At 35.4% G+C, this 22,374-nt stretch carries 18 protein-coding genes; 9 read left to right on the forward strand and 9 right to left on the reverse strand.

Going from position 1 to position 22,374, the window contains the following annotated elements; translation table 11 throughout:
- The 5 genes from BHE19_RS16030 to BHE19_RS16050 all read left to right on the forward strand — a co-directional run.
- A partial coding sequence (locus tag BHE19_RS16030) for an OmpA family protein (RefSeq protein ID WP_070907969.1) occupies window positions 1-1,544 on the forward strand: 1,544 nt, incomplete at its 5' end.
- 286 nt (window positions 1,545-1,830) lie between these two features.
- Window positions 1,831-2,253 (forward strand): MgtC/SapB family protein, encoded by a 423-nt coding sequence (locus BHE19_RS16035; RefSeq protein ID WP_070907970.1) that lies wholly within the window; start codon window positions 1,831-1,833, stop codon window positions 2,251-2,253.
- 389 nt (window positions 2,254-2,642) lie between these two features.
- On the forward strand, window positions 2,643-3,314 hold the full coding sequence (locus BHE19_RS16040; protein WP_123923432.1) for a hypothetical protein: 672 nt from the start codon (window positions 2,643-2,645) through the stop codon (window positions 3,312-3,314).
- Window positions 3,315-3,691: 377 nt separating this feature from the next.
- Window positions 3,692-5,470, forward strand: a complete 1,779-nt coding sequence (gene rpsA, locus BHE19_RS16045) for a 30S ribosomal protein S1 (RefSeq protein WP_017498660.1) — start codon at window positions 3,692-3,694, stop codon at window positions 5,468-5,470.
- Window positions 5,471-5,777: 307 nt separating this feature from the next.
- Window positions 5,778-8,231, forward strand: a complete 2,454-nt coding sequence (locus BHE19_RS16050) for an Ig-like domain-containing protein (protein WP_233431386.1) — start codon at window positions 5,778-5,780, stop codon at window positions 8,229-8,231.
- 108 nt (window positions 8,232-8,339) lie between these two features.
- Here BHE19_RS16050 and BHE19_RS16055 read toward each other — a convergent pair whose 3' ends face one another.
- Together BHE19_RS16055 and BHE19_RS16060 are read right to left on the reverse strand one after the other, a co-directional pair.
- The gene (locus BHE19_RS16055) at window positions 8,340-8,864 is read right to left on the reverse strand and encodes an ExbD/TolR family protein (protein WP_070907973.1); all 525 of its coding nucleotides are present in this window, start codon (window positions 8,862-8,864) and stop codon (window positions 8,340-8,342) included.
- 28 nt (window positions 8,865-8,892) lie between these two features.
- On the reverse strand, window positions 8,893-9,420 hold the full coding sequence (locus BHE19_RS16060) for an ExbD/TolR family protein (protein ID WP_070907974.1): 528 nt from the start codon (window positions 9,418-9,420) through the stop codon (window positions 8,893-8,895).
- Window positions 9,421-9,678: 258 nt separating this feature from the next.
- Between BHE19_RS16060 and BHE19_RS16065 the strand changes: the two genes are divergently transcribed.
- On the forward strand, window positions 9,679-13,167 hold the full coding sequence (locus BHE19_RS16065; protein ID WP_070907975.1) for a patatin-like phospholipase family protein: 3,489 nt from the start codon (window positions 9,679-9,681) through the stop codon (window positions 13,165-13,167).
- 218 nt (window positions 13,168-13,385) lie between these two features.
- Window positions 13,386-13,940, forward strand: coding sequence for a fasciclin domain-containing protein (locus tag BHE19_RS16070; RefSeq protein WP_070907976.1), 555 nt, complete (start codon window positions 13,386-13,388; stop codon window positions 13,938-13,940).
- 79 nt (window positions 13,941-14,019) lie between these two features.
- Here BHE19_RS16070 and BHE19_RS16075 read toward each other — a convergent pair whose 3' ends face one another.
- From BHE19_RS16075 to BHE19_RS16105, 7 genes are all read right to left on the reverse strand, one after another.
- Window positions 14,020-14,865, reverse strand: coding sequence for an EamA family transporter (locus BHE19_RS16075; RefSeq protein ID WP_070907977.1), 846 nt, complete (start codon window positions 14,863-14,865; stop codon window positions 14,020-14,022).
- An 85-nt stretch (window positions 14,866-14,950) separates the two neighbouring features.
- Window positions 14,951-15,091 carry an SsrA-binding protein gene (locus BHE19_RS16080; protein WP_070907978.1) on the reverse strand — a complete coding sequence of 47 codons (141 nt, stop codon included), beginning with the start codon at window positions 15,089-15,091 and terminating at the stop codon, window positions 14,951-14,953.
- A gap of 105 nt (window positions 15,092-15,196) precedes the next feature.
- Window positions 15,197-17,014 carry a M56 family metallopeptidase gene (locus BHE19_RS16085; RefSeq protein WP_070907979.1) on the reverse strand — a complete coding sequence of 606 codons (1,818 nt, stop codon included), beginning with the start codon at window positions 17,012-17,014 and terminating at the stop codon, window positions 15,197-15,199.
- 18 nt (window positions 17,015-17,032) lie between these two features.
- Window positions 17,033-17,389, reverse strand: a complete 357-nt coding sequence (locus BHE19_RS16090; RefSeq protein ID WP_017498599.1) for a BlaI/MecI/CopY family transcriptional regulator — start codon at window positions 17,387-17,389, stop codon at window positions 17,033-17,035.
- An 11-nt stretch (window positions 17,390-17,400) separates the two neighbouring features.
- Window positions 17,401-18,996: a M56 family metallopeptidase gene (locus tag BHE19_RS16095; protein ID WP_070908192.1), complete on the reverse strand. Its 1,596-nt coding sequence runs from the start codon at window positions 18,994-18,996 to the stop codon at window positions 17,401-17,403.
- A gap of 6 nt (window positions 18,997-19,002) precedes the next feature.
- The gene (locus BHE19_RS16100; protein WP_017498597.1) at window positions 19,003-19,371 is read right to left on the reverse strand and encodes a BlaI/MecI/CopY family transcriptional regulator; all 369 of its coding nucleotides are present in this window, start codon (window positions 19,369-19,371) and stop codon (window positions 19,003-19,005) included.
- 378 nt (window positions 19,372-19,749) lie between these two features.
- Window positions 19,750-20,967, reverse strand: coding sequence for an MDR family MFS transporter (locus BHE19_RS16105; RefSeq protein ID WP_070907980.1), 1,218 nt, complete (start codon window positions 20,965-20,967; stop codon window positions 19,750-19,752).
- 97 nt (window positions 20,968-21,064) lie between these two features.
- On the opposite strand from BHE19_RS16105, the gene BHE19_RS16110 reads away from it, so the two are divergent.
- Window positions 21,065-21,664, forward strand: a complete 600-nt coding sequence (locus BHE19_RS16110; RefSeq protein ID WP_026110205.1) for a DUF1684 domain-containing protein — start codon at window positions 21,065-21,067, stop codon at window positions 21,662-21,664.
- Window positions 21,665-22,324 (forward strand): TatD family hydrolase, encoded by a 660-nt coding sequence (locus BHE19_RS16115; RefSeq protein WP_070907981.1) that lies wholly within the window; start codon window positions 21,665-21,667, stop codon window positions 22,322-22,324. It abuts the gene before it with no gap.
- Window positions 22,325-22,374 lie beyond the last annotated feature (50 nt).

The following is a 22,374-nucleotide window of genomic DNA, read 5'->3' on the forward strand; positions in this document are numbered from 1 at the left end:
ATTTAGAGCAGATAAAAAACAATTCAGGGAGATTTGAAATAGCCGATGCCGGAATTAATTCAAGATACTCAGATTATGGAAGTTCTTTTTTAGATAATAAATTGGTATTTGCGTCTGCCAGAGACACAGGCGGAGTTGCCAAAGTAAAATTTAAATGGACCAATAAATGGTTTACAAACCTTTATTCGGCAGAATTAAACGCCGATGGCAGTGTTGGAATTCCGAAACGTTTTGAAAATAAGATCAATTCAAAATTTAATGAATCGACTCCCGTTTTTACAAAAGACGGATTAACGATGTATTTTACCAGAAACAATTTTCTAAACGGTACAAAAGGGACAGACGATAAGAAAGTCACTTTGTTGAAATTGTATAAGGCAAGTTACATAGAAGGTAAATGGACGAATATCGTTGAATTGCCTTTTAACAGCGATCAATACAGTGTGGCACATCCGACATTAAGTGTAGATGAAAAAAAGTTATACTTTGCTTCAGACATGCCGGGTACTTTTGGGCAATCAGATTTGTATAGTGTGACGATTAATACGGATGGCAGTTTTGGTAAACCAGAAAACCTGGGAGCCGCAATTAATACTGAAGGAAGAGAAACTTTTCCTTTTATATCAGGAGATAATGAATTGTATTTTGCCAGTGACGGACGTCCGGGATTAGGAGGACTTGATGTGTATGTTTCGACTATTAAAAATGATTTGACTTTTAGCGAAGTTCAGAATGTTGGAGCTCCTATAAATACAAAAGTGGATGATTTTGGTTTTATAATAGACAGTAAAAGCAGAACCGGTTTTTTCTCCTCCAATAGAGATGGAGGACATGGTTATGATGACGTTTATCGTTTTTCGGAAACCAGAAAATTGCCTTGTGAAGAGATTTTATCAGGAACTGTTATAGATGCCGAAACAAATTTGGTATTAGAGAACGCAAAAGTAAATTTACTGGACAATCAGCTTCAGATAATAGGCGAGGTAACAACCAAAGCCGATGGAAAGTATAGTTTTAAAGTAAATTGCAATAAAGAATACTTTGTTCGCGCTGCAAGACAAGATTATGATACTAATGAATTGCCTAAAGCAATCGATAAAACAAGTTTGACACTGCCTTTGAAAAAAACGCCTCAAAAAGTAGTCGAAAAAACGATTGAAAAATTGATTGTGGGTGATGATTTGGCGAAAATTTTACATATAAAAATGATTTATTTCGATTTAGGTAAATCGATTGTTCGAAAAGAGGCCGCCATTGAGTTAGAGAAAATCCGTCAGGTGATGATTCAAAATCCAAGTATGAAAATTGATGTTCGTTCGCACACAGACAGCCGACAAACTCATGCTTACAATGAAAAACTATCCGACAGAAGGGCTAAAGCAACAGTGGCATGGCTTGTTAAAAAAGGAATAGCTGCTGATCGCATTACCGGAAAAGGATACGGAGAAACACAATTACTGAATAAATGTGCTGATGGTGTAAAATGTACTACAGAAGAACATCAGGCGAATCGAAGAAGTGAGTTCATCATTGTTTCGATGTAATAAAGAGTTAGCTTTTTTAATGAAGTTGAGTTAATTAAATTGTTATGAAAAGCTGCAAGGTAATCTTGCAGCTTTTTTTTATGAAGTGCAATGAGATTTATTTTTTAATGATACAGATAAAAAATGATTGTATTTAATTTCTTAAATTTATTCTATTAAATAATTTAGAGAAAAGATTAAACAGAAAAAAATCTGCTAAATCTGCAGACCCGAGCAATAGCGAACAGGCGAAGCAATCTGGGTGAAAATATAAACCCAACGGTATCTAATATAAAAAACAATAACATTGAGTACAACAGAATTTCTAACCCGACTTATAATTGCACTCTTCGCCGGACTAATTATTGGTTTCGAAAGACAGTGGCACCACAAAGAAACCGGTTTAAAAACCAATATGCTGGTAGCAACAGGAGCAGCGGCATTCGTTTTATTATCGATTAAAGTGGCTGCGACAGCACCCAATATCGATGTAACCCGTATTACGGCTCAGGTCGTTATGGGAGTTGGTTTTTTAGGCGCCGGAGTTATATTTAGGGAAGGGTCTAATGTACACGGTTTGAATTCTGCAGCGACCATATGGTGCAGTGCTGCTATTGGCTGTATTGCCGCATCAGGTTATTTCATAGAAGCGCTAATTTGCACATTCCTGGTTACAATTGTCAACACAGTTCTCGAACCAATCGAAAGATGGCTTCGAAATCGAAAGTAAAGACCAATCTTAACTGTTTGTTAGATTTAAAATGCAAGCTGTAAAATGTAAAATGTGCCAGATCGTGTTACCTCATGATAATTTTTGCACACTTCGTGATTAAAAACAGCACATCAGATAGTTTATAGTTTTCAGTCTCAGTTTACAGTTTACACATCCTACGTTTCACAGTAAGCGCAACTTAATTCTGCAGTATATACATTCCGGAAATCACATCTCGTATTTTACATTTCACAGTGAACATAATTCATAATTAAAACTCCCTCTCCTCACCACTTATTCCAAACAAAGTACTATTTATTACATCATTACTGCTGCTTGTTAATTATGGATAATTAGCAGTAAATGAGTGTATTAAATTTGTGTTTGAATTTAAAGATGGAGTAAATATGAGGAAGATAATTTGGAGTATTATTTGGTTAGTTCCGGCAGTCGTAATGTGCCAGACAGGTGCCCCAAAACACCGGATAGACACACATAAAGAAATGTCTATTATAGCATCACATTTAGATCTAATTTGTAAAAGTAAAGAAATAATGATACCACGAACAATATTAAAAAGCAGATTTGACAAGTCTACGGTTGTAGGCAGAGATACCAAATTCATTTTGGTTTTTAATACAGCAAAAAATCAGGAAATTTTACCGGGTTATTATTATTGGTACGAAAATAAATGGAACAATTTGAAAAACCTGACCGAAGAAAACGGTTTGCCAAAAGATAATGGAAAAGCAGGAGATCTCTTTTTTGACTATTCTACAAAAGATGTGTACTATTATAATGGATCGATGTGGCTTTCAATGACAACAAGTGACGAAACCTTTTATGAGGCAGTATTTGAAAACAAGAGCGGTGTTTTAAAATATAAGAATAGTGTAGGAGAAAAGGTTGTGATTAATCTTCCTCAGTTAGTACCCAACTTTAATTACCCAAAAACAGTTTCATTGAATGCAGGAAAAGAAACCCTTAATTTTATCGACAACAGCGGAAGACTTACCGTTCTGAAACTTGATATTTTACTGGCCAAAAGCCAAAATACAAATTTAACCTCAACATTTTAAGTAAAGCCAATTCATAAGAATCTAATAATTATATCATACCCGACAGGTTTTAAAACCTGTCGGGTATATTTTTTTATAAATGATTTGTATATCCGTGAAACGTTAGATGTGAAATGCAAACTGAAAGACAGGACCATTATTAATTATCAATTAACCATTAACCATTAACCATTAACCATTAACCATTATCAATTATCAATTAACAATTAACATCTAACACACTTTTGTTTTGCTATTACAAATAAATGTATTAATTTTGCAGTCCTTTTGGCAAAGAAGAGTTTCCTTTAGGTATCAACTATTTATGTAAAACAACTTCTGTATTTTCTACTGCTTTATGAAACTCGAGAGAAACAGAATACAAATTTTTTATCAGCATGTCTGAACAATTAAAATCACAAGAAGAGTTTTTAGCAAATTTTAACTGGCATAACTTCCAAGAAGGAATTGATGCAGTTGATGAGAAAAACTTATTAGAATTCGAAGAACTAGTTTCAAAAACTTTCATCGCTACAGATCAGGAAGAAGTAGTAGAAGGTGTAGTTGTTAGAATTACAGATAGAGACGTTATCGTTGATATCAACGCAAAATCGGAAGGTGTTATTTCTTTAAACGAATTCCGTTACAACCCAAACTTAAAAGTAGGTGACAAAGTAGAAGTATTAATCGACATCCGTGAGGACAAAACAGGTCAATTAGTATTATCTCACAGAAAAGCTCGTACTATTAAATCATGGGATAGAGTTATTGCTGCAAACGAAACAGGTGAAATCGTTAATGGTTTTGTAAAATGCAGAACTAAAGGTGGTATGATCGTTGACGTTTTTGGTATTGAAGCTTTCTTACCTGGATCTCAAATTGACGTTAAGCCAATTAGAGACTACGATGTATATGTAAACAAAATGATGGAATTCAAAGTGGTAAAAATTAACCACGAATTCAAAAACGTTGTTGTATCTCATAAAGCACTTATCGAGGCTGATATCGAAGTACAGAAAAAAGAAATCATCGGTCAATTACAAAAAGGACAAGTATTAGAAGGTGTTGTTAAAAACATTACTTCTTATGGTGTGTTCATTGACTTAGGTGGTGTTGACGGATTAATTCACATTACTGACCTTTCTTGGAGCAGAATCAACCACCCAAGTGAAGTTCTTGAATTAGACCAAAAATTAAACGTTGTAATCCTTGATTTCGATGATGAGAAAACAAGAATTCAATTAGGATTGAAACAATTAAACGCTCACCCATGGGATGCTTTAGATGCTAACTTAACAATTGGTGATAAAGTAAAAGGTAAAGTAGTTGTAATCGCTGATTACGGTGCTTTCATCGAAGTTGCTGAAGGTGTTGAAGGTTTAATCCACGTTTCTGAAATGTCATGGTCTACTCACTTACGTTCTGCTCAGGACTTCGTGAAAGTTGGAGATGTTGTTGAAGCAGTTATCTTAACTTTAGACAGAGACGATCGTAAGATGTCATTAGGTATCAAACAATTGACTCAAGATCCATGGACTGACATTACTTCTAAATACCCGGTAGGTTCTAAACATACAGGTATCGTTAGAAACTTTACAAACTTTGGTATTTTCGTAGAATTAGAAGAAGGAATTGATGGATTAATCTACATTTCTGACCTTTCTTGGACTAAGAAAATCAAACACCCATCTGAGTTTGTAAACGTTGGTGAAAAACTTGATGTAGTTGTATTAGAATTAGATGTTGAAGGACGTAAATTATCTTTAGGTCACAAACAAACTACTGCTAATCCTTGGGATCAATACGAAGATTCTTTCGCTGTAGGAACTATCCACAATGGTGAAATTTCTGAAATCGTTGACAAAGGAGCTACTGTAGAATTCGGAGATGATATCGTTGCTTTCATTCCAACTCGTCACCTTGAAAAAGAAGACGGAAAGAAATTGAAAAAAGGTGATACTGCTGATTTCAAAGTAATCGAATTCAACAAAGAATTCAAAAGAGTAGTTGCTTCTCACACTGCTATCTTCCGTGAAGAAGAAGAGAAAAACGTGAAAGCTGCAACTGAAAATACTTCATCTGCATCTACTACAAATGCACCAGCTGCAACTTTAGGAGATAACAATGATGTATTAGCTGCTTTAAAAGCTAAAATGGAAAAAACGGAGAAAAAATAATTCTTAGTTTCCTCTAAATAGAAAGTCCCACAGCAATGTGGGACTTTTTTTTGTTTCATAGGTTTGGTCAGTTCGAGCGGAGTCGAGAACTCTTGTATGGGGAATTTATATTTTTTTTTCCGACAATAATTCTGTAAGTAAAACCTTAAAGCAACCATTTATTGCAGTGTTTTTACCAGTTATTACACAATAGTCCAAAGAAGTTTTTTTTGCAATTATTTTTACATAATATTCTTACAATAAATAGAATGTTTTTTTAACTTATTAGAAAAGAAAAAATTATGAAAAATTTAAAATGCAGAGAAAAATGAAAAGTAGATTACTTAAAATGTTTATTGTTTTATTGTGCTTGTTGTCGCTTACAGGGCATGGCCAGACCGCAACTAATCCTGCGGCACCAACGGGTAGTGCAACACAGTCATTTTGTGGTTTAACTACTGTGGCAAGTTTATCAGCTACGGGAACAGCTATTAAATGGTATAATGCAGCGACAGGAGGTGTTGTCCTTTCATCAAGTACATATTTAACAAACGGAACTATTTATTATGCTTCACAAACGGTAAATGGTTATGAGAGTACAACTCGATTGGCGGTAATAGCGGGAATTACTTATGCTTCAAAACCACTTGCTAATTTAGTACAGATTGTATGTCAAGCTAGTAGTAATGATAAACCAACCTTGGCAAGTTTTTCAGTCACAGGAACAGATTTAAAATGGTATGATTCGGAAACTGGTGGAAGTGTTATTACATCAACAACTGCCATAATTGAAAGTAAGCATTACTATGTTTCACAAACGATAAATGGTTGTGAAAGTTTAAGACAGCAAGTAGGTGCAATTATTGTTGACAATAGCGCACCCACAGGTAATGCATCGCAGTCATTTTGTGCGGCTAGTAATCCCACCTTAGCAAATTTAACAGTCACAATTACTGGCTGGGGAACAGTTAGATGGTATGATGTTACGACTGGTGGCAGTATTCTTGCATCGGACACACCCTTAATGAATGGCACAACTTATTATGCTTCAAATGCAGGCGGCGGTTCTTGCGAGAGTACACGTTTTGGAGTGACAGTAACTATTAATAATAATCCTCCACAAGCCCCAACGGGTATTACATCACAAACCTTTTGTACGAGTACTAATGCTACCGTGTCCAATTTATCAGCCACAGGAACCGCTATAAAATGGTACGATGCAGCTATAGGAGGTAATGTTGTAACATCAAGTACAGCTTTAACTAACGGAACGATTTATTATGCTTCACAAACCGTAAATGGCTGTGAGAGTACAACACGCTTAGCAGTTACAGCAACCATTAATAATCCTGCGGCGCCAACGGGGACTGCAAGTCAGGAATTCTGTAAGTCTACAAATTCTACCGTGGCAAGTTTACAAACCAATGAGAGTGGAGTGACTTGGTACGATGCAGCTATTGGCGGAAATGTAGTGAGTTCAACAACAGTATTAACTAGCGGAACAGTATATTATGGTTCGCTAAAAACAGGCACTTGTGAGAGCCCAACAAGATTGGCAGTAACAGTAACGATCAGTGATCCGAAAACGCCAACAGGAACAGCAAGTCAGGAATTTTACAAAAGTAGCAATGCTACTGTAGCAAGTCTGGTGACCAATGAAATAGATGTTACTTGGTTCGATGCGGCGACAGCAGGTAATGTTGTGCCCTCAACAACTATATTGACAGACGGGACAACATATTATGGTTCGCTAAAAACAGGAACTTGCGAAAGCCCAACACGTTTGGCAGTAACTGTAAAACTTAAAGAAGATCCAAAAACACCAACAACAGACAACACAATGCAGGACTTTTTGAAAACCAAGAATCCTACAGTAGCTGATCTGAAAGTGAATGAATCCAATGTAGTTTGGTACGACGCCCCAACAGGCGGAAACGTAGTAGATCCAAAAACAGCATTAGTCGATGGAAAAACCTATTATGGCGCTACGAAAGATGGTGATGTAGAAAGTCTAACACGTGTGGCGGTAACAGTTGATTTAAAAGAAGATCCAAAAGCACCAACGACTACACATCCAACACAGGAATTTTTAAATTCAAAAAATCCTACTGTAGCAGATCTGAAAGTGAATGAATCCAATGTAGTTTGGTACGACGCTCCAACAGGCGGAAACGTAGTAGATCCAAAAACAGCATTAGTCGATGGAAAAACCTATTATGGCGCTACGAAAGATGGTGATGTAGAAAGTCCAACACGTGTGGCGGTAACAGTTGATTTAAAAGAAGATCCAAAAGCACCAACGACTACACATCCAACACAGGAATTTTTAAATTCAAAAAATCCTACTGTAGCTGATCTTAAAGTGAATGAATCCAATGTAGTTTGGTACGACGCCCCAACAGGCGGAAACGTAGTAGATCCAAAAACAGCATTAGTTGATGGAAAAACCTATTACGGCGCTACGAAAGACGGTGATGTAGAAAGCTCAACACGTTTGGCGGTAACGGTAAGTATTAAAACATTAGGAGTAAAAGATTTTGAGTTTTCAAATTATTTTGTTCTTTATCCAAATCCGGTTTCAGATGTTTTGACTATTAAAACGAAACAAGACGCAGAAATACAATCGTTGGAAGTTTATGATATTTTTGGCCAGTTGGTCGTATCAGTTCCAAATGCGAAATCAGTTTCTACGGTTGATGTTTCAAATCTTAGTACGGGCAATTATTTCATAAAAGTAAAATCAGACAAAGGAAGCTTCAAAGTGAAGTTTGTTAAAAAGTAAAAATAAATGAGCAAAGAGAAAGTCCCACAGCAATGCGGGACTTTTTTTAGTTTCACAGGTTTGTCAGTTCGAGCGGAGTCGAGAACTTTTGTACTACGAATTTACAATCTATTTTGCAGCTAATAACTTTGTTTCTTCAGGCATAAAATCATTTATAATAGTATAGGAATTGATACCAGCAATTTTCATCTCATCTAAAATATCTACGAGATTTTTGAAATTAGATTTTTTAGATGGTTTAATAATAACAACCATGCCATTTTTTGGTTTCCCTACGGATACCATATAATCACTTACTTCTTTCTTTTTTAGAAATACTTCCTTTCTAATACCATTTTTCCCAAATTTAACTTCTTTAGGCGCTTCTAAAGGATAGGATAATACACCCGAATAGGTTATTATGTTATCATTATCATCCAGTATAATAGTGTATAAACGATTTCCTCTAATGCATCCCATTCCTCCACATGTATCTGAATAATCTGGTAAATCAAGATCAATACCTTTTGGCTTAGCTAATTCAATGGTTATCATAAAGAATATAATCAGTAAAAATGAAATACTTACCATAGCGGTTAAATCAACTTTTGTATTTAACTTTTTACTTCTTACTTTTTTTGGAAGATTTTGCATAGAATTTAATTTAAATTTTAAAAAGGAATTAATTGGACGCCAGTAAATTTTCTTCCTCTGGAGTGTAATAATCAACAATAGAGTAGGAAGTTATACCTATAACTTTCATTTCGTCTATTATATCAACTAAATTACCATAACTGGATTTTTTGCTTGGTTTTATTATAACTGTTACTCCTTGTCCGGGTTTACCCAAAGCGGCTGAGTATTCCAGAACTGTTTTATTTCTTTCAAATAATTCTCTTCTTATTCCATTTTTACCATATTCTAACTCTTTTGGAGGAACAATAGGGGCAAATAGTAAACCTGTGTAAGCAATTATTTTGTTGTTCTCGCCTAATATTATAGTCATTGATCTATTCTCTCCATAATGGCGAGGAGGGCAATCACAACAACCTCTGTCTGCACCAGTATCATATACTATAACTTTTGGTTTGGTCAATTCGATCGTTACCATAAAAAATATAATCAGCAAAAATGAAACACTTACCATAGCGGTTAAATCAACTTTTGCATTTAACTTTTTACTTCTTATTTTTTTGGGAAGATTTTGCATAATAAATTGGTTTTGATTCTAAAGTTATAAAAATATATTGAACTGAAAACAGTTGATTAAAATTGATTTTAAATAATAGGATCGATGTTTCATAAACAGGTAATTCCACCTGCTTTGTACAGAATTTTTTGATGTAATTTAGTACAGTTTTAAAGTGCTGAAAATCCCGGTATTTTACGGAGAATCAATTGAATAATCGATTGTTTTTTCTGACAGCTTAATTCCTCTAATCTATTAATCATTAAACCTCATTATATTATGGATATAGTAACCGATCTCACCGCCGAAGCAATATCCTATCTGACCCTTTTTCAGGATATTTTAAAAAGTAATCCTCAGAACACTTTTCCTAGAGCTCTTTTAGAAAAAGATTCATGGAAGAATCTCGGGAACGAGAATGAAAATCAATATGGTATATATGAATTAACTCCCGGACAGATAGATGAAATAACAGATTTAGTCTGGCATAGCCCTGATAAGCATGGAGATAAGAATTTGACAAAAATATATTTGGATATACTCTATGATCTTTTAGGTTGGCTAGCCGATAATATTGATGAGAGGTACATGGATAAACCTGAATCAAGTGAACTGTTGTTATTCAGAGTACCTTTTTTTTGGAGACAGCGTATACGGACAGCACTGTACAAAGAAAATTTGGGCAAACGAAAAGAATTATCAGCAGCACTTCGGTACATGCCGGTACAAGTGGTTCAGGCAATTACAGGACAGAATAAATCAGCATATGAGATTCGTCTTTATCAATTTTATGCCGCAAAAGATAAGGTGTACGATTACTCAGAGATTCTAAATGTTGATGATGCTAAAAAACATAAGGATTGGTGGAATGAAAACGGAGAGCAGGCTCTCACTTATCTTACTGATGATAAACAGCTTCTTGAACAGTTGCTCAATAATAAGTCTAAAAGAAAAATCAGAACTGAGTTTCCATTGCCGTTTGAAACCTTATTTAATGATGAACTGGATGAGATAAGGGAAGCCCGTAAAAAGAGAAGTGAAGAATGGCAGGCATCGACAACAAGTGATGATAGTGTATATGAGAACCTGTTAAAAATAGCCAGTAGTGAATCGAAAGTCTGCGATCCCATGTCAAGAGCTATTGATATGAAGCTTACCGGTCTCGCTTTTTCGGGTGGAGGTATTCGTTCGGCTACCTTTAATCTTGGAATACTCCAGAAATTGGCAAGTCTGGATGTTTTAGAAAAAATCGATTATATTTCTACGGTATCAGGAGGTGGGTATATTGGTACCTGGTATACCTCCTGGATCAAACGCTCCGGATCTTTTAGTAAAGTTACAGATCAGTTATGTCCGGATAAATCGTCCGACCCTTTTGCCGATGAAGTCCGTCCTATACGCTGGCTTAGGATGTTTAGTAATTATCTTTCTCCAAACGTAGGTATGATGTCGCCGGACGCCTGGACATCCGGAATGACGTGGCTGAGGAATACCCTTGTCAATCAGATATTGTTATTATTGGTGTTGTTAACTGTTTTTTCTACCATTTTAGATCTTTATAAAGGCTGGGAAATACTTGGTTTATTCTTTAAAGGATTAGAGAAGAAGGATGAAATTCCGTTTTTCTGGCTGAATACTGTAATGCTCTCAATCGGAGCACTAACTGCAGCTTTTGCCATGAGATCCTATTATAAAATTAAGCGGAAAAGGAAAGTGGCACGGGCAACAAAAATTTGGAATATTCTTAATTTAGATATACCCTTTCTTACAAAGGTATCAAGTGTTTTACCTTATTTACTCATAATCTGGACGATTATTTGTGCCTTTTTGGTTAGCACATTTATGTTTAATATCAGTATCGACGAAATTTGCCGAAAGCATGAAGATCTTTACGGATGGTTTATTTATAATATATCACTTCCGGGATTTATCGCATTGATTTTTGTTGCCATATTGGGTAATTATCACAAAAGATACGATCTTATTCAGTTAGGAAAAGCAAATGTAGTAACAGAAAAATCGTCTAATGAAGCAAATAAGGAAGCTAAAAATGAAACGACTAGAACCCGATTTGTAAATTGGTTTACCATAATATTAATAATATCTTCAGCTATTGCTGCGGTTGTTCTAAGTATATTGCTTTATCTGTTTTGGAAAAATTATGAATCGATACTTATTCCGATTAGAAATTTCAATCCGAAAGTATGTTCAGATAAAGTAATGTTGTTGCTTGGATTACCTATTGTTCTTGAAATTTTTTCTCTTGCCATAATAACAAGGATGGCTATATTGGGCAAAATGTTTCCCGATTATCGTCGGGAGTGGTGGGGAAGAACCGGAGGTTACATAAATCGTTTTGTGCTTTTCTGGGTTATTATCTGCTTTGCAGTATTTATAATGCCCGATTTATGGGATAGTTTCAAAGCTAAAGATGCTTTGATTATGCTGCCTATTACGGGTGGTTGGGCCGGCGTAGTGGCCTGGGGAGTAAAAATAGCATTTGCTTCCAAAGGTGACGAAGATCCAAAGAAGACGAATAGTATTGTAAACATCGTTGTTAAACTGGTACCCTTTATTTTCATGATTGGTGTACTGCTTATTGGTTCAGGTATAATAAACCTGATAAGAATAGGGAATAGCGATTTTGTAAATCGTCTCACCACAGTAGGATTAGCGCTAGTCACACTTTTCTTGAGTTGGCGTGTTGGGGTTAATGAGTTTTCGCTTCATCATTTTTATCGCAACCGTCTTATAAGAGCTTTTATGGGAGCTACCCGTAGTAGGGAAGATCGTATTAAAACGGCAAATGCATTTACGGGCTTTGATACAAATGATGATATATTACTGTCGTCTATGAAGGTTGAAGACGGTTATTTTGGTCCGTATCCTATTCTCAATACCGCACTTAATGCCACTGTTGTTTCGGCATTGGACCGTCAGGATCGTAAAGCAGAATCGTTTGTATTTACACCCTTGTATTGTGGCTATGATTTTAGTCCAACACGCCCGTCTACGTATGATGTGGATCATGTGTATGAATACGGTTATCGTCCTACTAATAAATTTTCTAACGAAAAAGGAGGGCCAACTATCGGGACAGCCATGGCTATTTCAGGGGCAGCAGTAAATCCGAATTGGGGATATCATTCTTCGGCACCTATGGCTTTTTTATTGACAATCTTTAATGTCCGCCTGGGATGGTGGATTGGAAATACGAGACTTAAGAGATGGAAAGATTCAGATCCGAGAGGAGGTTTGCTGTACCTAATTCATGATTTGACCGGAAAATCCGATATCAATATGGATTATGTATGCCTTTCAGACGGAGGACATTTTGATAATATGGGATTGTATGAACTTATCAGAAGGCGTTGTAATCATATCATATTAGGAGATGGTGAACAAGATCAGGACGTTGCTTGCGAAGGATTGGCCAATGCCATTAGAAGATGCCGAATTGATTTTGGCGTGGAGATTGTTTTTGAAGACTTTAAAGATATTACGAAACTTGCTGAAGAGGGTAAAAAGAAGCATGTCATCAAAGGAGAAATCACTTATCCGGGTATAAAAAGAAAAGGAACGTTAATCTATATAAAAGCCGCATTGACAGGGGATGAGCCCATTGACATACGGGAATACGCTCTGGCTAATCCTGATTTTCCACAGCAGTCCACGGCAGATCAGTTTTTTGATGAAGCACAATTTGAAAGTTATCGTAAGTTGGGGTATCATTCTATAGAACATATACAAGAATTGGGGCTTACCTAAATCAAACGATTCTCAGAAAAAGTAATGATTTAAGATTAATGTTTTTAAATTAAAAGGGAAGGAAGTTCGATTTTTTATAAAAAACATTTCATTTCTAAAGCCTTGTTATTAAGCGGATTTTGAAAAATATTCAGTATAATATTAGTTTTTTTGAAGATGTATTAAAAACCAAAACTAGTATTACCGCGTAAATGAGCTTATAACTTAAAATATTAATTATGAAAACTAGAAATTTTTTAGCCGTAGCAATCCTGGTATTAGGATTTGGATTTTCATCATTTGCGCAAAAAACCGTAATGGTTGGAGGAGCTGCAATGTATCCTACTAAAAATATTATTGAAAATGCCGTTAATTCAAAAGACCACACGACATTAGTAGCAGCTGTAAAAGCAGCCGGATTAGTAGAAACCCTTGAAGGAAAGGGACCGTTTACTGTTTTTGCCCCAACAAATGCAGCATTTGATAAATTACCAAAAGGAACTGTTGAAACATTATTGAAACCCGAAAATAAAAAATCGCTTCAAAACATCTTAACCTATCACGTGGCAGCAGGGAAATGGAGCGCCGCCGATATTGCGAAAGCAATTAAAGAAGGTAAGGGAAAAGCAGTTATTAAAGCGGTTAACGGAGGAACTTTAACGGCCTGGATGAAAGGGAAAGATTTATACATCAGTGACGAAAGTGGAAACAAAGCTAAAGTTACTATAGCAGATGTAAACCAGTCAAATGGTGTAATTCACGTAATTGACGCTGTATTGTTGCCAAAAAAATAAAAGAGGTAATTCAAATTCCAAAAATCAAATTCCAAACTCCAATTTTTAAACTGGGATTTGGAATTTGATTTTTTAAGATTTATCGCTTTGCCGTTAAAGTTGATCCCGCCGAAGCAATTACAACACATATAACGGCTAAAATTTCATAAAAATTTAAATGTTCCTGCAAGAAAATAAAAGCGCAGATAGCTGCCGCAGCAGGCTCTAAACTCATTAAAATACTAAAAGTACGAGGAGGAAGCTGACCCAGAGCTTTCATTTCGAGTGTAAATGGAATGGTACTGGATAGAAGAGCCAGAGCAACACCCATCCCGAAGAGCTTAGGGGTAAGATTTATCAATCCGTTTTCATAGATACCAAACGGTAGAATTAAAATGGCTCCAAATAACATTCCGGTGGCAACAGCTTCTCCACCATGCATAATTTTAGAAACTTTTCCTCCCAGAACAATATAGGCAGCCCATAAAGCACCTGCAAAAAGAGCAAATAAAACACCTATAGGATCGATTTGGTCATTTGACCACGGAGCTATTAAAACTATTCCGAGTGCTGCCAGTACTACCCAGCAATAATCAAGCAAACGCTTTGAACCAACAATAGCAACCAGTAATGGACCTATAAATTCAAGCGTCACAGCCAGACCAATCGGGATTCGTTCTATTGCACTATAGAAAACTAAATTCATAGCGCCAAGTGTCAAACCATATGGAAGAACGATTCTCCATTGTTTCGGAGTAACTGCTTTTAAATTGGGTCTGTATGCTAGAAGCAATATGACAGCCGAAATTCCGATTCGCAAAGAAGCTGTTCCCGCAGCACCTATAGTTGGGAATAAACTTTTTGCAATGGCAGCCCCACACTGAACACTTATAATTGCCAGAAGCACAGCGTAAACAGGGGGGATATTGAATTCTTTATTTTTCATGGAAATGTAATGGAGAGAAAAACGGCAAATATATAGCCGATAACCAAAGACGGTTAGTAGAGCTTTGAAGAGATTTTTTAGAATACTATCCTAAAGCTCTTTTGGTAACATAAGCACGATAACCAATAACGGCCATCTGCCATTTTTTTGCTTTCGTAATGTCCAGACCTTGTTTCGTAAAACTCGGTAACAGTATTTTGTTGATTCGGGCTAAAATTTTGTACATGAGTGCTTAATTTTTTGCAAAGATATAAAAAAAAGACTTTGCGGTCAGGCAAAGTCTTTTAGTTTGATTTTTAAGTATTTATAGTGTTTTGAAGTAAAGCCGAGATTATGATTTTCTGCTTTCTTTCTCAAGCTTTTTCATTTCTTTTTCGTGTCTCTTCATTTCTTTTTCATGTTTTTTCATGTCGACTTCATATCGTAGCATATGCTGCTCATGTTGTTTCATGTCTTCTTCGTACTGTTTCATATTGATGTCGTACTCTTTAGAATCTTTACCGTATTTACCTTCTATATCCTGAGCAAACTTATCCATCTCAGCACTAAATTTATCCATCGCGGCCTCATATTTTTGCATCTCTTTCTCGTAGATGGAATTCTTTTGTCCTAAGAATTCATTTATTTGTTTTTCATAAGCAGCTATCCCGGGTTCGATAGATTTTATTTTCTTCTCATATTCGGCCATATCTTTTTTAAATTTAGCCATGTCAGCTTTACTGCCTGGATTCATTGGTGGCATTGGAGGCATGGGAACGTCTAATGATGGCATTTGCGGCATTGCTCCAATTGGATATGAAGGCGGAGTTGGAGGGGTTGGAGGAGTTGGAGGGGCAAGAGGGGCACCATCTGTATCATTGATTTCATCTCTTTCTGCAACCTGATTTCTGAAAATTCGGGGTGTACTTGGAGCATCATCCGTTATTAAGGCTACATTCTTGAAACCGTTATTTTGGGTTGATACCACAATTCCACAGCCTTTAATCGCTTTATTGCTTTCAATGTGAATGGTTTGTGTTTTTCCATTTTGTCTTTTCACGTCCACTTTAATGGCGGTCAGTTCATTTTCACTGTTTCTTTTTACATCAGAGATAACAACATCAACATTGTGTTTTTGTTTAAGATCTTCTGTAATTTTTTTAAGTTCTTGATCTGTAGTGTTTTTTTGGATTTTAATAACATCGGTTGAGTCATTATTTTTGATGACCCCTTTTGATTCTCTAACTTCTTTAGCTTCTTTTTCTTGTGCGATGGTTTTAATTTGGAATAAAAAGATAAAAGCAGCTAGTGCCGGAATGATGGCATAATACTTCCAGTAATTCCATTTCTTTGATTGATTTTTGTTTAACATGACAATTCGTTTTTTGATTAATGATTGATAAAAATGATTGGTGATTGCAACACAGCTTTCGTGTGCTGTTATTTTTAAAAGCGTGTATTGATACGCTTTTTTGTCGGTTATTATTTTGGCAGCCTCACTGTCGGCAATAAATTCAAGGTTTTGAAGAATTGCTTTTTTGTACAGCCAGATAAAAGGATTGAACCAGAATAAGACGCAAAATACTCTAGAGATTAAAACATCCATCGTATGATTTTGGTCGCTATGTACCTTTTCGTGTTCAAGAATACTCTCTAATTCTGATGCGGTATACATTGATGAGTTGTATACGATATAATCAAAATATGAAAAAGGAGCGATGTTTTCGTTGATATCGACAAATTTGAAATCGGCCTGCTGCAGTACTTTTTTACCTTTTAGAACAGAATTAAGACTATAAAAGTCAATCATGAATTTTATGACCAAAGCCAGAAATCCGATACCATACACTGCCAGTACAACATAATTCCAATTAATTTCAAAAGGATCTTCTGCTACAGCAGGAACAATATAGGCTTTCGAATAATCCATTGCAGCGATTGTTGCTTTTGAGGCAGCCATTACTGGAGCCTGAACAATAGGAGCGGGTTCTATCCATATAATTTTGGTGTAAACTAAAAAAGGTAAAACAACGGAGGTAATTAATCCTGCCAATAAGAACCATCGGCTGCTGTTAAAAAAGGTTTCTTTGCGCAATAAAAAATAATAAGCACAATAGAACAATATTACCAGTCCGCTTGATTTTGCGATAAAAATGAAAAAGGCTTCCATAACTAACTATTTTTTCTTTTAGGGAGTTTCGATCATGACTAAGATTTCTCGTAATTCTGCTGCCGAAATTTTTTCTTCTTTGGCAAAAAATGAAACCATACTTTTGTAAGAGCTGTTAAAATAATTATCGATAGCAGTATGCATGAACCCTTTTCGATATTCTTCAATACTCACGAGTGGGTAGTATTGATGTGTATTTCCAAAAGCGCTATGACTTACATAGCCTTTTTCTTCCAGATTACGAACAATTGTAGATAAAGTGTTGTAATGTGGCTGATCTTCTGTGATCTCTGCCTGAATTTCTTTTACAAAAGCTTTTTGAAGCTTCCATAAAATGTGCATGATCTCTTCTTCTTTGTTGGTTAGCTTTTGCATTCTAAGCCTTCCTATTTATGTGTTTCGATTTCGATTACACCATTAGACCCTTTTTCTCCGTATTTAGCAGTTGCTTCACTTCCTGTAAAAACGCTCATTTTTTTAATATACTTTGGTTTAAGGTCTTCCAGGTTATAATTTGCAGGCATTTCAACTCCGTCAACGATGGTAAGTTTAGGCCCTTTTGTGCTGGCTTTACCTGATGTCGAAACAATAATTTTACCATCACTATTTGAAGTAGATACGCTGGTTGTTCCGTTATCATCAGTAATTACAGTAGTAGTGCTAGTATTTGTACGAGTATTGCCAGTAATTTTTTCGTCAGTACCAGAATTAGTGTTAACATCTTTACTTTGTTTAAGGATTACTTTTTTGTTTTTTACTTTTTTGGATTCTTTGTGGCTTTCAGAATTAGTATTTTCATCAGCAGTCTGAATGCCAATTTTTTTGCTGCCATTCGTGTCCGTTGTAACAATTAATCCAAAATCTTTAATGGCATCATTTCCAGAAGTCTGAACAGATTGTGCTTGCTGTTTACCATTTTTAACATCAATTTTAATTGATATTAATTCGTTATCAGAATTTCTTTTTATCTCAGAAGCTTTAAATTCAATGTTATGAATTGATTTCAATTTTTCTTTGATTTCCTTTAATTCAGCATCTGTCGTATTTTTTTTGATTTTGTAAACATCTACAGATTCTGTTTTTCCTGAAATTACTTTTGACGTTTGTTGTTTTTCTTTGGCAATTACTTCGATTTGAAACAATAATACAAATGCGGCAAGTGCCGGAACTATTGCTCCAAATTTCCAGGAATTTCTTTTCTTTGATTGATTTTTGTTTAACATAATGATTCGTTTTTTGATTAATGATTGATAAAAATGATTGGTAATGGCAACACAATTTTCATGTGTTGTGATTTTTAAAAGTGTGTACTGATATGCTTTTTTGTCGGAGATTTTTCGTGCAGCTTCACTATCGGCGATGAATTCCAGATTTTGAAGAATTGCTTTTTTATACAGCCACATGATGGGGTTGAACCAAAAGAGAACACAAAATACTCTGGACAGTAAAACATCTACAGTATGATTTTGCTCACTATGCACCTTTTCATGCTCGATAATATTTTCTAATTCCGAAGGCGTATACATTGATGAGTTGTATACAATATAATCAAAATAAGAGAAAGGGGCGATGTTTTCGTTGGTATCGATGAATTTGAAATCGGCTTGCTGTGTGATTTTTTTCCCTTTCAGAACCGCATTTAAACTATAAAAGTCGAAGGCAAATTTTAAAAGTAATCCTAGAAGTACTATAACGTAGACTGAAAGCAGCACCAGATTCCAGTTGATTAAGGGAGCAGTATTTTCGATAAGCGCCGGCTGGTAAACAGTTGTATAATTCACATTGGTTACGGGAGTAGGGTTTACCCACACAGTTTTAGAATATACCAAAAAAGGCAGCACTACTGAGGTAATCAAACCAGCCAATAAAAACCATCTGTTGCTGTTAAAAAAAGTTTCTTTGCGCAGTAAAAAATAATAAGCACAATAAAACAATATTAATAAACCACCGGATTTTGCGATAAATAAGAAAAGTGCTTCCATAAACAATTATTTTTCTCCTTTTGGATTTTCGATCATGTCTAAAATTTCACGTAATTCTGCCGCCGAAATTTTCTCCTCTTTAGCAAAGAATGAAACCATATTTTTATACGAGCTATTAAAATAGTTGTCAATTGCCGTATTCATATACTTTTTACTGTAGGCCTCTAAAGTAATGATTGGATAATATTGATGTGTGTTTCCAAAAGCATTGTGAGCCACAAATCCTTTCTCTTCCAGATTACGCACAATAGTCGATAAGGTATTGTAGTGGGGTTGATCTTCTGTTATTTCTGCCTGAACTTCCTTTACAAAAGCTTTTTTAAGCCTCCATAAAATATGCATGATTTCCTCTTCTTTGTTCGTTAACTTTTGCATGTTTTCTAATTTTAATTCAAACCTACAACTATTTTTCTAGTTACGCAACTATAAAAATAGTTATTTAACTAAAAATTACGTTTTAAATATCTTTTAGAGGCATTAAAGTTAGTTTAAAATTAAGTTTAATGATTTGTTTTATAGGTTTTTAACATGGTTTAGGGGGTAAAATGCACTCGTAGATTTAAAGTTTAAAAAAAGAAGTGAAGGAAACAATCGATTTTCTTCAAAGGGTTAAATAAGAAGGATTAGGGAAACATCTAAGAGAATTATTGGACTTTGATCTGTAAAAATTGTTTTCATATATAAACAAACCCGACAGGTTTTTGAAACCTGTCGGGTTTAATAAACGATAAACGATATAAGGAGAGTAAGTTTTTAAGAAATTTTCTCCCTAGCCAATGCCTTTTTAATCCAAAAGCAGCATAGCGTGGCAAAAACTCCAATAGAAGCCATGAAAAGCCAATTGATTTGGTATCCGAATCGGGAGATGATTTCGAATCCTACTTTTGCACTCACAATATGTGCAAGACTAAAACTCATAGTATAAAGTGCCATATAACGGCCTTCCTGTCCGCGTGGTGCCCGGCTTAGCGCAAAAGCATTTGAGAATGGGAAGTTGAGAATTTCTCCAATCGAGAAAAGAATCATGCTGATTATCAGAATCCATGCCCAAGCATTAATCAACAGTAAAAAGAAACTCAGGGCTATAATGGAAGATCCAAGTGTGATGATTTTTATTTTAGGAAAGCCTTTCCTCTCCATAAAAGCAACAGTTGGCATTTCCAAAGTAAAAATAAGCAACCCGTTTAGTGTCATTAAGAGTCCGGTCTGAAACGCACTTAAACCAAATTTTTCATTATGATACAGTGGTAAGGTGGTAAAAAGCTGGAAGAATATGATAGCCGTCGCGAAACACACAAACAAGAAAACCCAAAAGATTTTGTCCTGAAAAACCGATTTTTTAACTTCAGTACTTTCGATTTTATCTTCGTGTAGTATTTTTTTCTTCTCTTTAACCAGTATGGCAAATATCGAAATGGCGATGATACACGATGCACCGTCTACCCAAAATAAACCTGAATATCCCATCCCCATAATAATCAATCCTCCTAATGCAGGACCTGCCGCAAATCCTAAATTAACGGCAAGACGCACCAAACTAAGGGCGCGCGTTCGGTTTTCAGGTGCAGAATAGGCACCGAGCGAAACATACATGGCCGGGCGAAACATATCGGCAATGGTCATTAAAGAAAATATCGCGATGCAAAGCGTCCAGAAATGGGTAACATATTGAATAAGGAAAAGGAAAACTCCACTAGTAAACAAACTAAAAATCATGATTTTGTAAAACCCAATTTTGTCTGTTAATTTTCCACCTAGCCAGGAACCTAACATTGATCCGAAACCAAAAGCCACCATAATCCAACCTACCTGATTATAAGTAAAATGTAAATCTTCTTTTAAATATTTGGACAAAAATGGAAGCACCATGGTTCCGGCACGATTGATAAAAGTAACAATAGCAAGAATCCAAATTTCTCTCGAAAAACCTTTAAAATTATTGATGTAGCGGCTAAAAGCGGTTTTAAGCATTATAAATAAGTTATTTGCAACAAAGTTAGTAAACTTTGTATGGATGAGCGGTTGCTGCTTTGTTACTTTTGAACTATTTTTGCTCAAAATTTCTAAGATGAAAAATAGTATAGTTTTTTTAGTATTGTTAGCGATTAATTTTTGCCTGGGACAAAGTAAATTTAATCAAAAGGAAAGTGAAAAGTTTCAAAAGACAATAAATTCAGAATATGCTGATGCTAAGACAAGTCCATTAATGGCAGAAGATCTGAAAACCTTTAAAAGTTTAGATTTTTATCCCATAAATGCAAAGTATTTTGTGACAGCAAAACTGGAGAAAGCACAAAACGAAAAAGTTTTCGAAATGAAAACGACCGGAACACGAACGCCAAAATACATTAAGTACGGAACTTTATATTTCACAATTGACGGAGTTGCCCTTAAATTGAATGTTTACAGAAATATAGAGCTTTCAAAAACGAAGGAATATAAAGATCATCTGTTCTTACCATTTTCAGATCTAACTTCAGGAAAAGGAAGTTACATAGGAGGAAGATACATTGATTTAAAAGTTCCAAAAGGAAACACAATTGCAGTTGATTTCAATATGGCCTATAACCCGTATTGTGCTTATAATCATAAATATTCATGTCCGATAGTTCCTTTGGAAAACGATCTGAATGTAGAAATCAAAGCAGGAGTTAAAGCATTTCATTAAATGGAATTCTTTAATTTTCATACCCATCAGTTTAAAAGTCTGGCCAATGTGCTGGAATTGGTCAATCAATACCCACAGGAGTTTGATGCTTCTATTCCGTTTTATTCCATAGGAATTCATCCCTGGTACATAAAAGAGGATCAAATTGATGCTGAATTGAAAATTATAGAAGAAAAATTGCAATCGAATAATTGTCTGGCTATCGGCGAATGCGGCTTAGACAAACGAATCGAGATTCCGTTGGATCAACAAATAGTTGTTTTTGAAAAGCAACTGGCATTGGCGGAGAAGTATCAAAAACCGGTTGTCATTCATTGTGTTGCTGCTTTTCAGGAAGTGATTGCACTGAAGAAGAAAATGAAAGTTTCAGTTCCGATGATTGTTCATGGTTTTTCTAAAAACGGCCAGATTGCCGCGCAGTTGATTAAAGAAGGATTCTATATTTCGTTTGGGAAATATCTTTTGCGAAATCCGGATTTGAAAACTGTTTTTCAGACTGTTCCCAATGATCGCTTCTTTTTGGAAACCGATACGATAGAAGAAAGCATAGAACAGGTTTATGATTTAGCCTCACAATATAAAGGTTTAACCATTAAAGAATTGCAAAAGATTGTGTTGGATAATTTCAATGCTGTTTTTGAGGAAAGTAATAAGAATTAAAATTTCAATTTTAGAAAATCCAAATTCCAAAAAGTTCTCGACTTCGCTCG

Origin of the sequence: Flavobacterium tructae (assembly GCF_001853485.1) — a bacterium.
GTDB lineage: Bacteria > Bacteroidota > Bacteroidia > Flavobacteriales > Flavobacteriaceae > Flavobacterium > Flavobacterium tructae.

Excerpts from the sequence above, each read along its gene's own strand:
- BHE19_RS16040 (WP_123923432.1), top strand. The coding sequence starts at position 2,643 with ATGAGGAAGATAATTTGGAGTATTATTTGGTTAGTTCCGGCAGTCGTA.
- rpsA (WP_017498660.1), top strand. The coding sequence starts at position 3,692 with ATGTCTGAACAATTAAAATCACAAGAAGAGTTTTTAGCAAATTTTAAC.
- BHE19_RS16050 (WP_233431386.1), top strand. The coding sequence starts at position 5,778 with ATGAAAAGTAGATTACTTAAAATGTTTATTGTTTTATTGTGCTTGTTG.
- BHE19_RS16055 (WP_070907973.1), bottom strand. The coding sequence starts at position 8,864 with ATGCAAAATCTTCCAAAAAAAGTAAGAAGTAAAAAGTTAAATACAAAA.
- BHE19_RS16060 (WP_070907974.1), bottom strand. The coding sequence starts at position 9,420 with ATGCAAAATCTTCCCAAAAAAATAAGAAGTAAAAAGTTAAATGCAAAA.
- BHE19_RS16065 (WP_070907975.1), top strand. The coding sequence starts at position 9,679 with ATGGATATAGTAACCGATCTCACCGCCGAAGCAATATCCTATCTGACC.
- BHE19_RS16070 (WP_070907976.1), top strand. The coding sequence starts at position 13,386 with ATGAAAACTAGAAATTTTTTAGCCGTAGCAATCCTGGTATTAGGATTT.
- BHE19_RS16075 (WP_070907977.1), bottom strand. The coding sequence starts at position 14,865 with ATGAAAAATAAAGAATTCAATATCCCCCCTGTTTACGCTGTGCTTCTG.
- BHE19_RS16080 (WP_070907978.1), bottom strand. The coding sequence starts at position 15,091 with ATGTACAAAATTTTAGCCCGAATCAACAAAATACTGTTACCGAGTTTT.
- BHE19_RS16085 (WP_070907979.1), bottom strand. The coding sequence starts at position 17,014 with ATGGAAGCCTTTTTCATTTTTATCGCAAAATCAAGCGGACTGGTAATA.
- BHE19_RS16090 (WP_017498599.1), bottom strand. The coding sequence starts at position 17,389 with ATGCAAAAGCTAACCAACAAAGAAGAAGAGATCATGCACATTTTATGG.
- BHE19_RS16095 (WP_070908192.1), bottom strand. The coding sequence starts at position 18,996 with ATGGAAGCACTTTTCTTATTTATCGCAAAATCCGGTGGTTTATTAATA.
- BHE19_RS16100 (WP_017498597.1), bottom strand. The coding sequence starts at position 19,371 with ATGCAAAAGTTAACGAACAAAGAAGAGGAAATCATGCATATTTTATGG.
- BHE19_RS16105 (WP_070907980.1), bottom strand. The coding sequence starts at position 20,967 with ATGCTTAAAACCGCTTTTAGCCGCTACATCAATAATTTTAAAGGTTTT.
- BHE19_RS16110 (WP_026110205.1), top strand. The coding sequence starts at position 21,065 with ATGAAAAATAGTATAGTTTTTTTAGTATTGTTAGCGATTAATTTTTGC.
- BHE19_RS16115 (WP_070907981.1), top strand. The coding sequence starts at position 21,665 with ATGGAATTCTTTAATTTTCATACCCATCAGTTTAAAAGTCTGGCCAAT.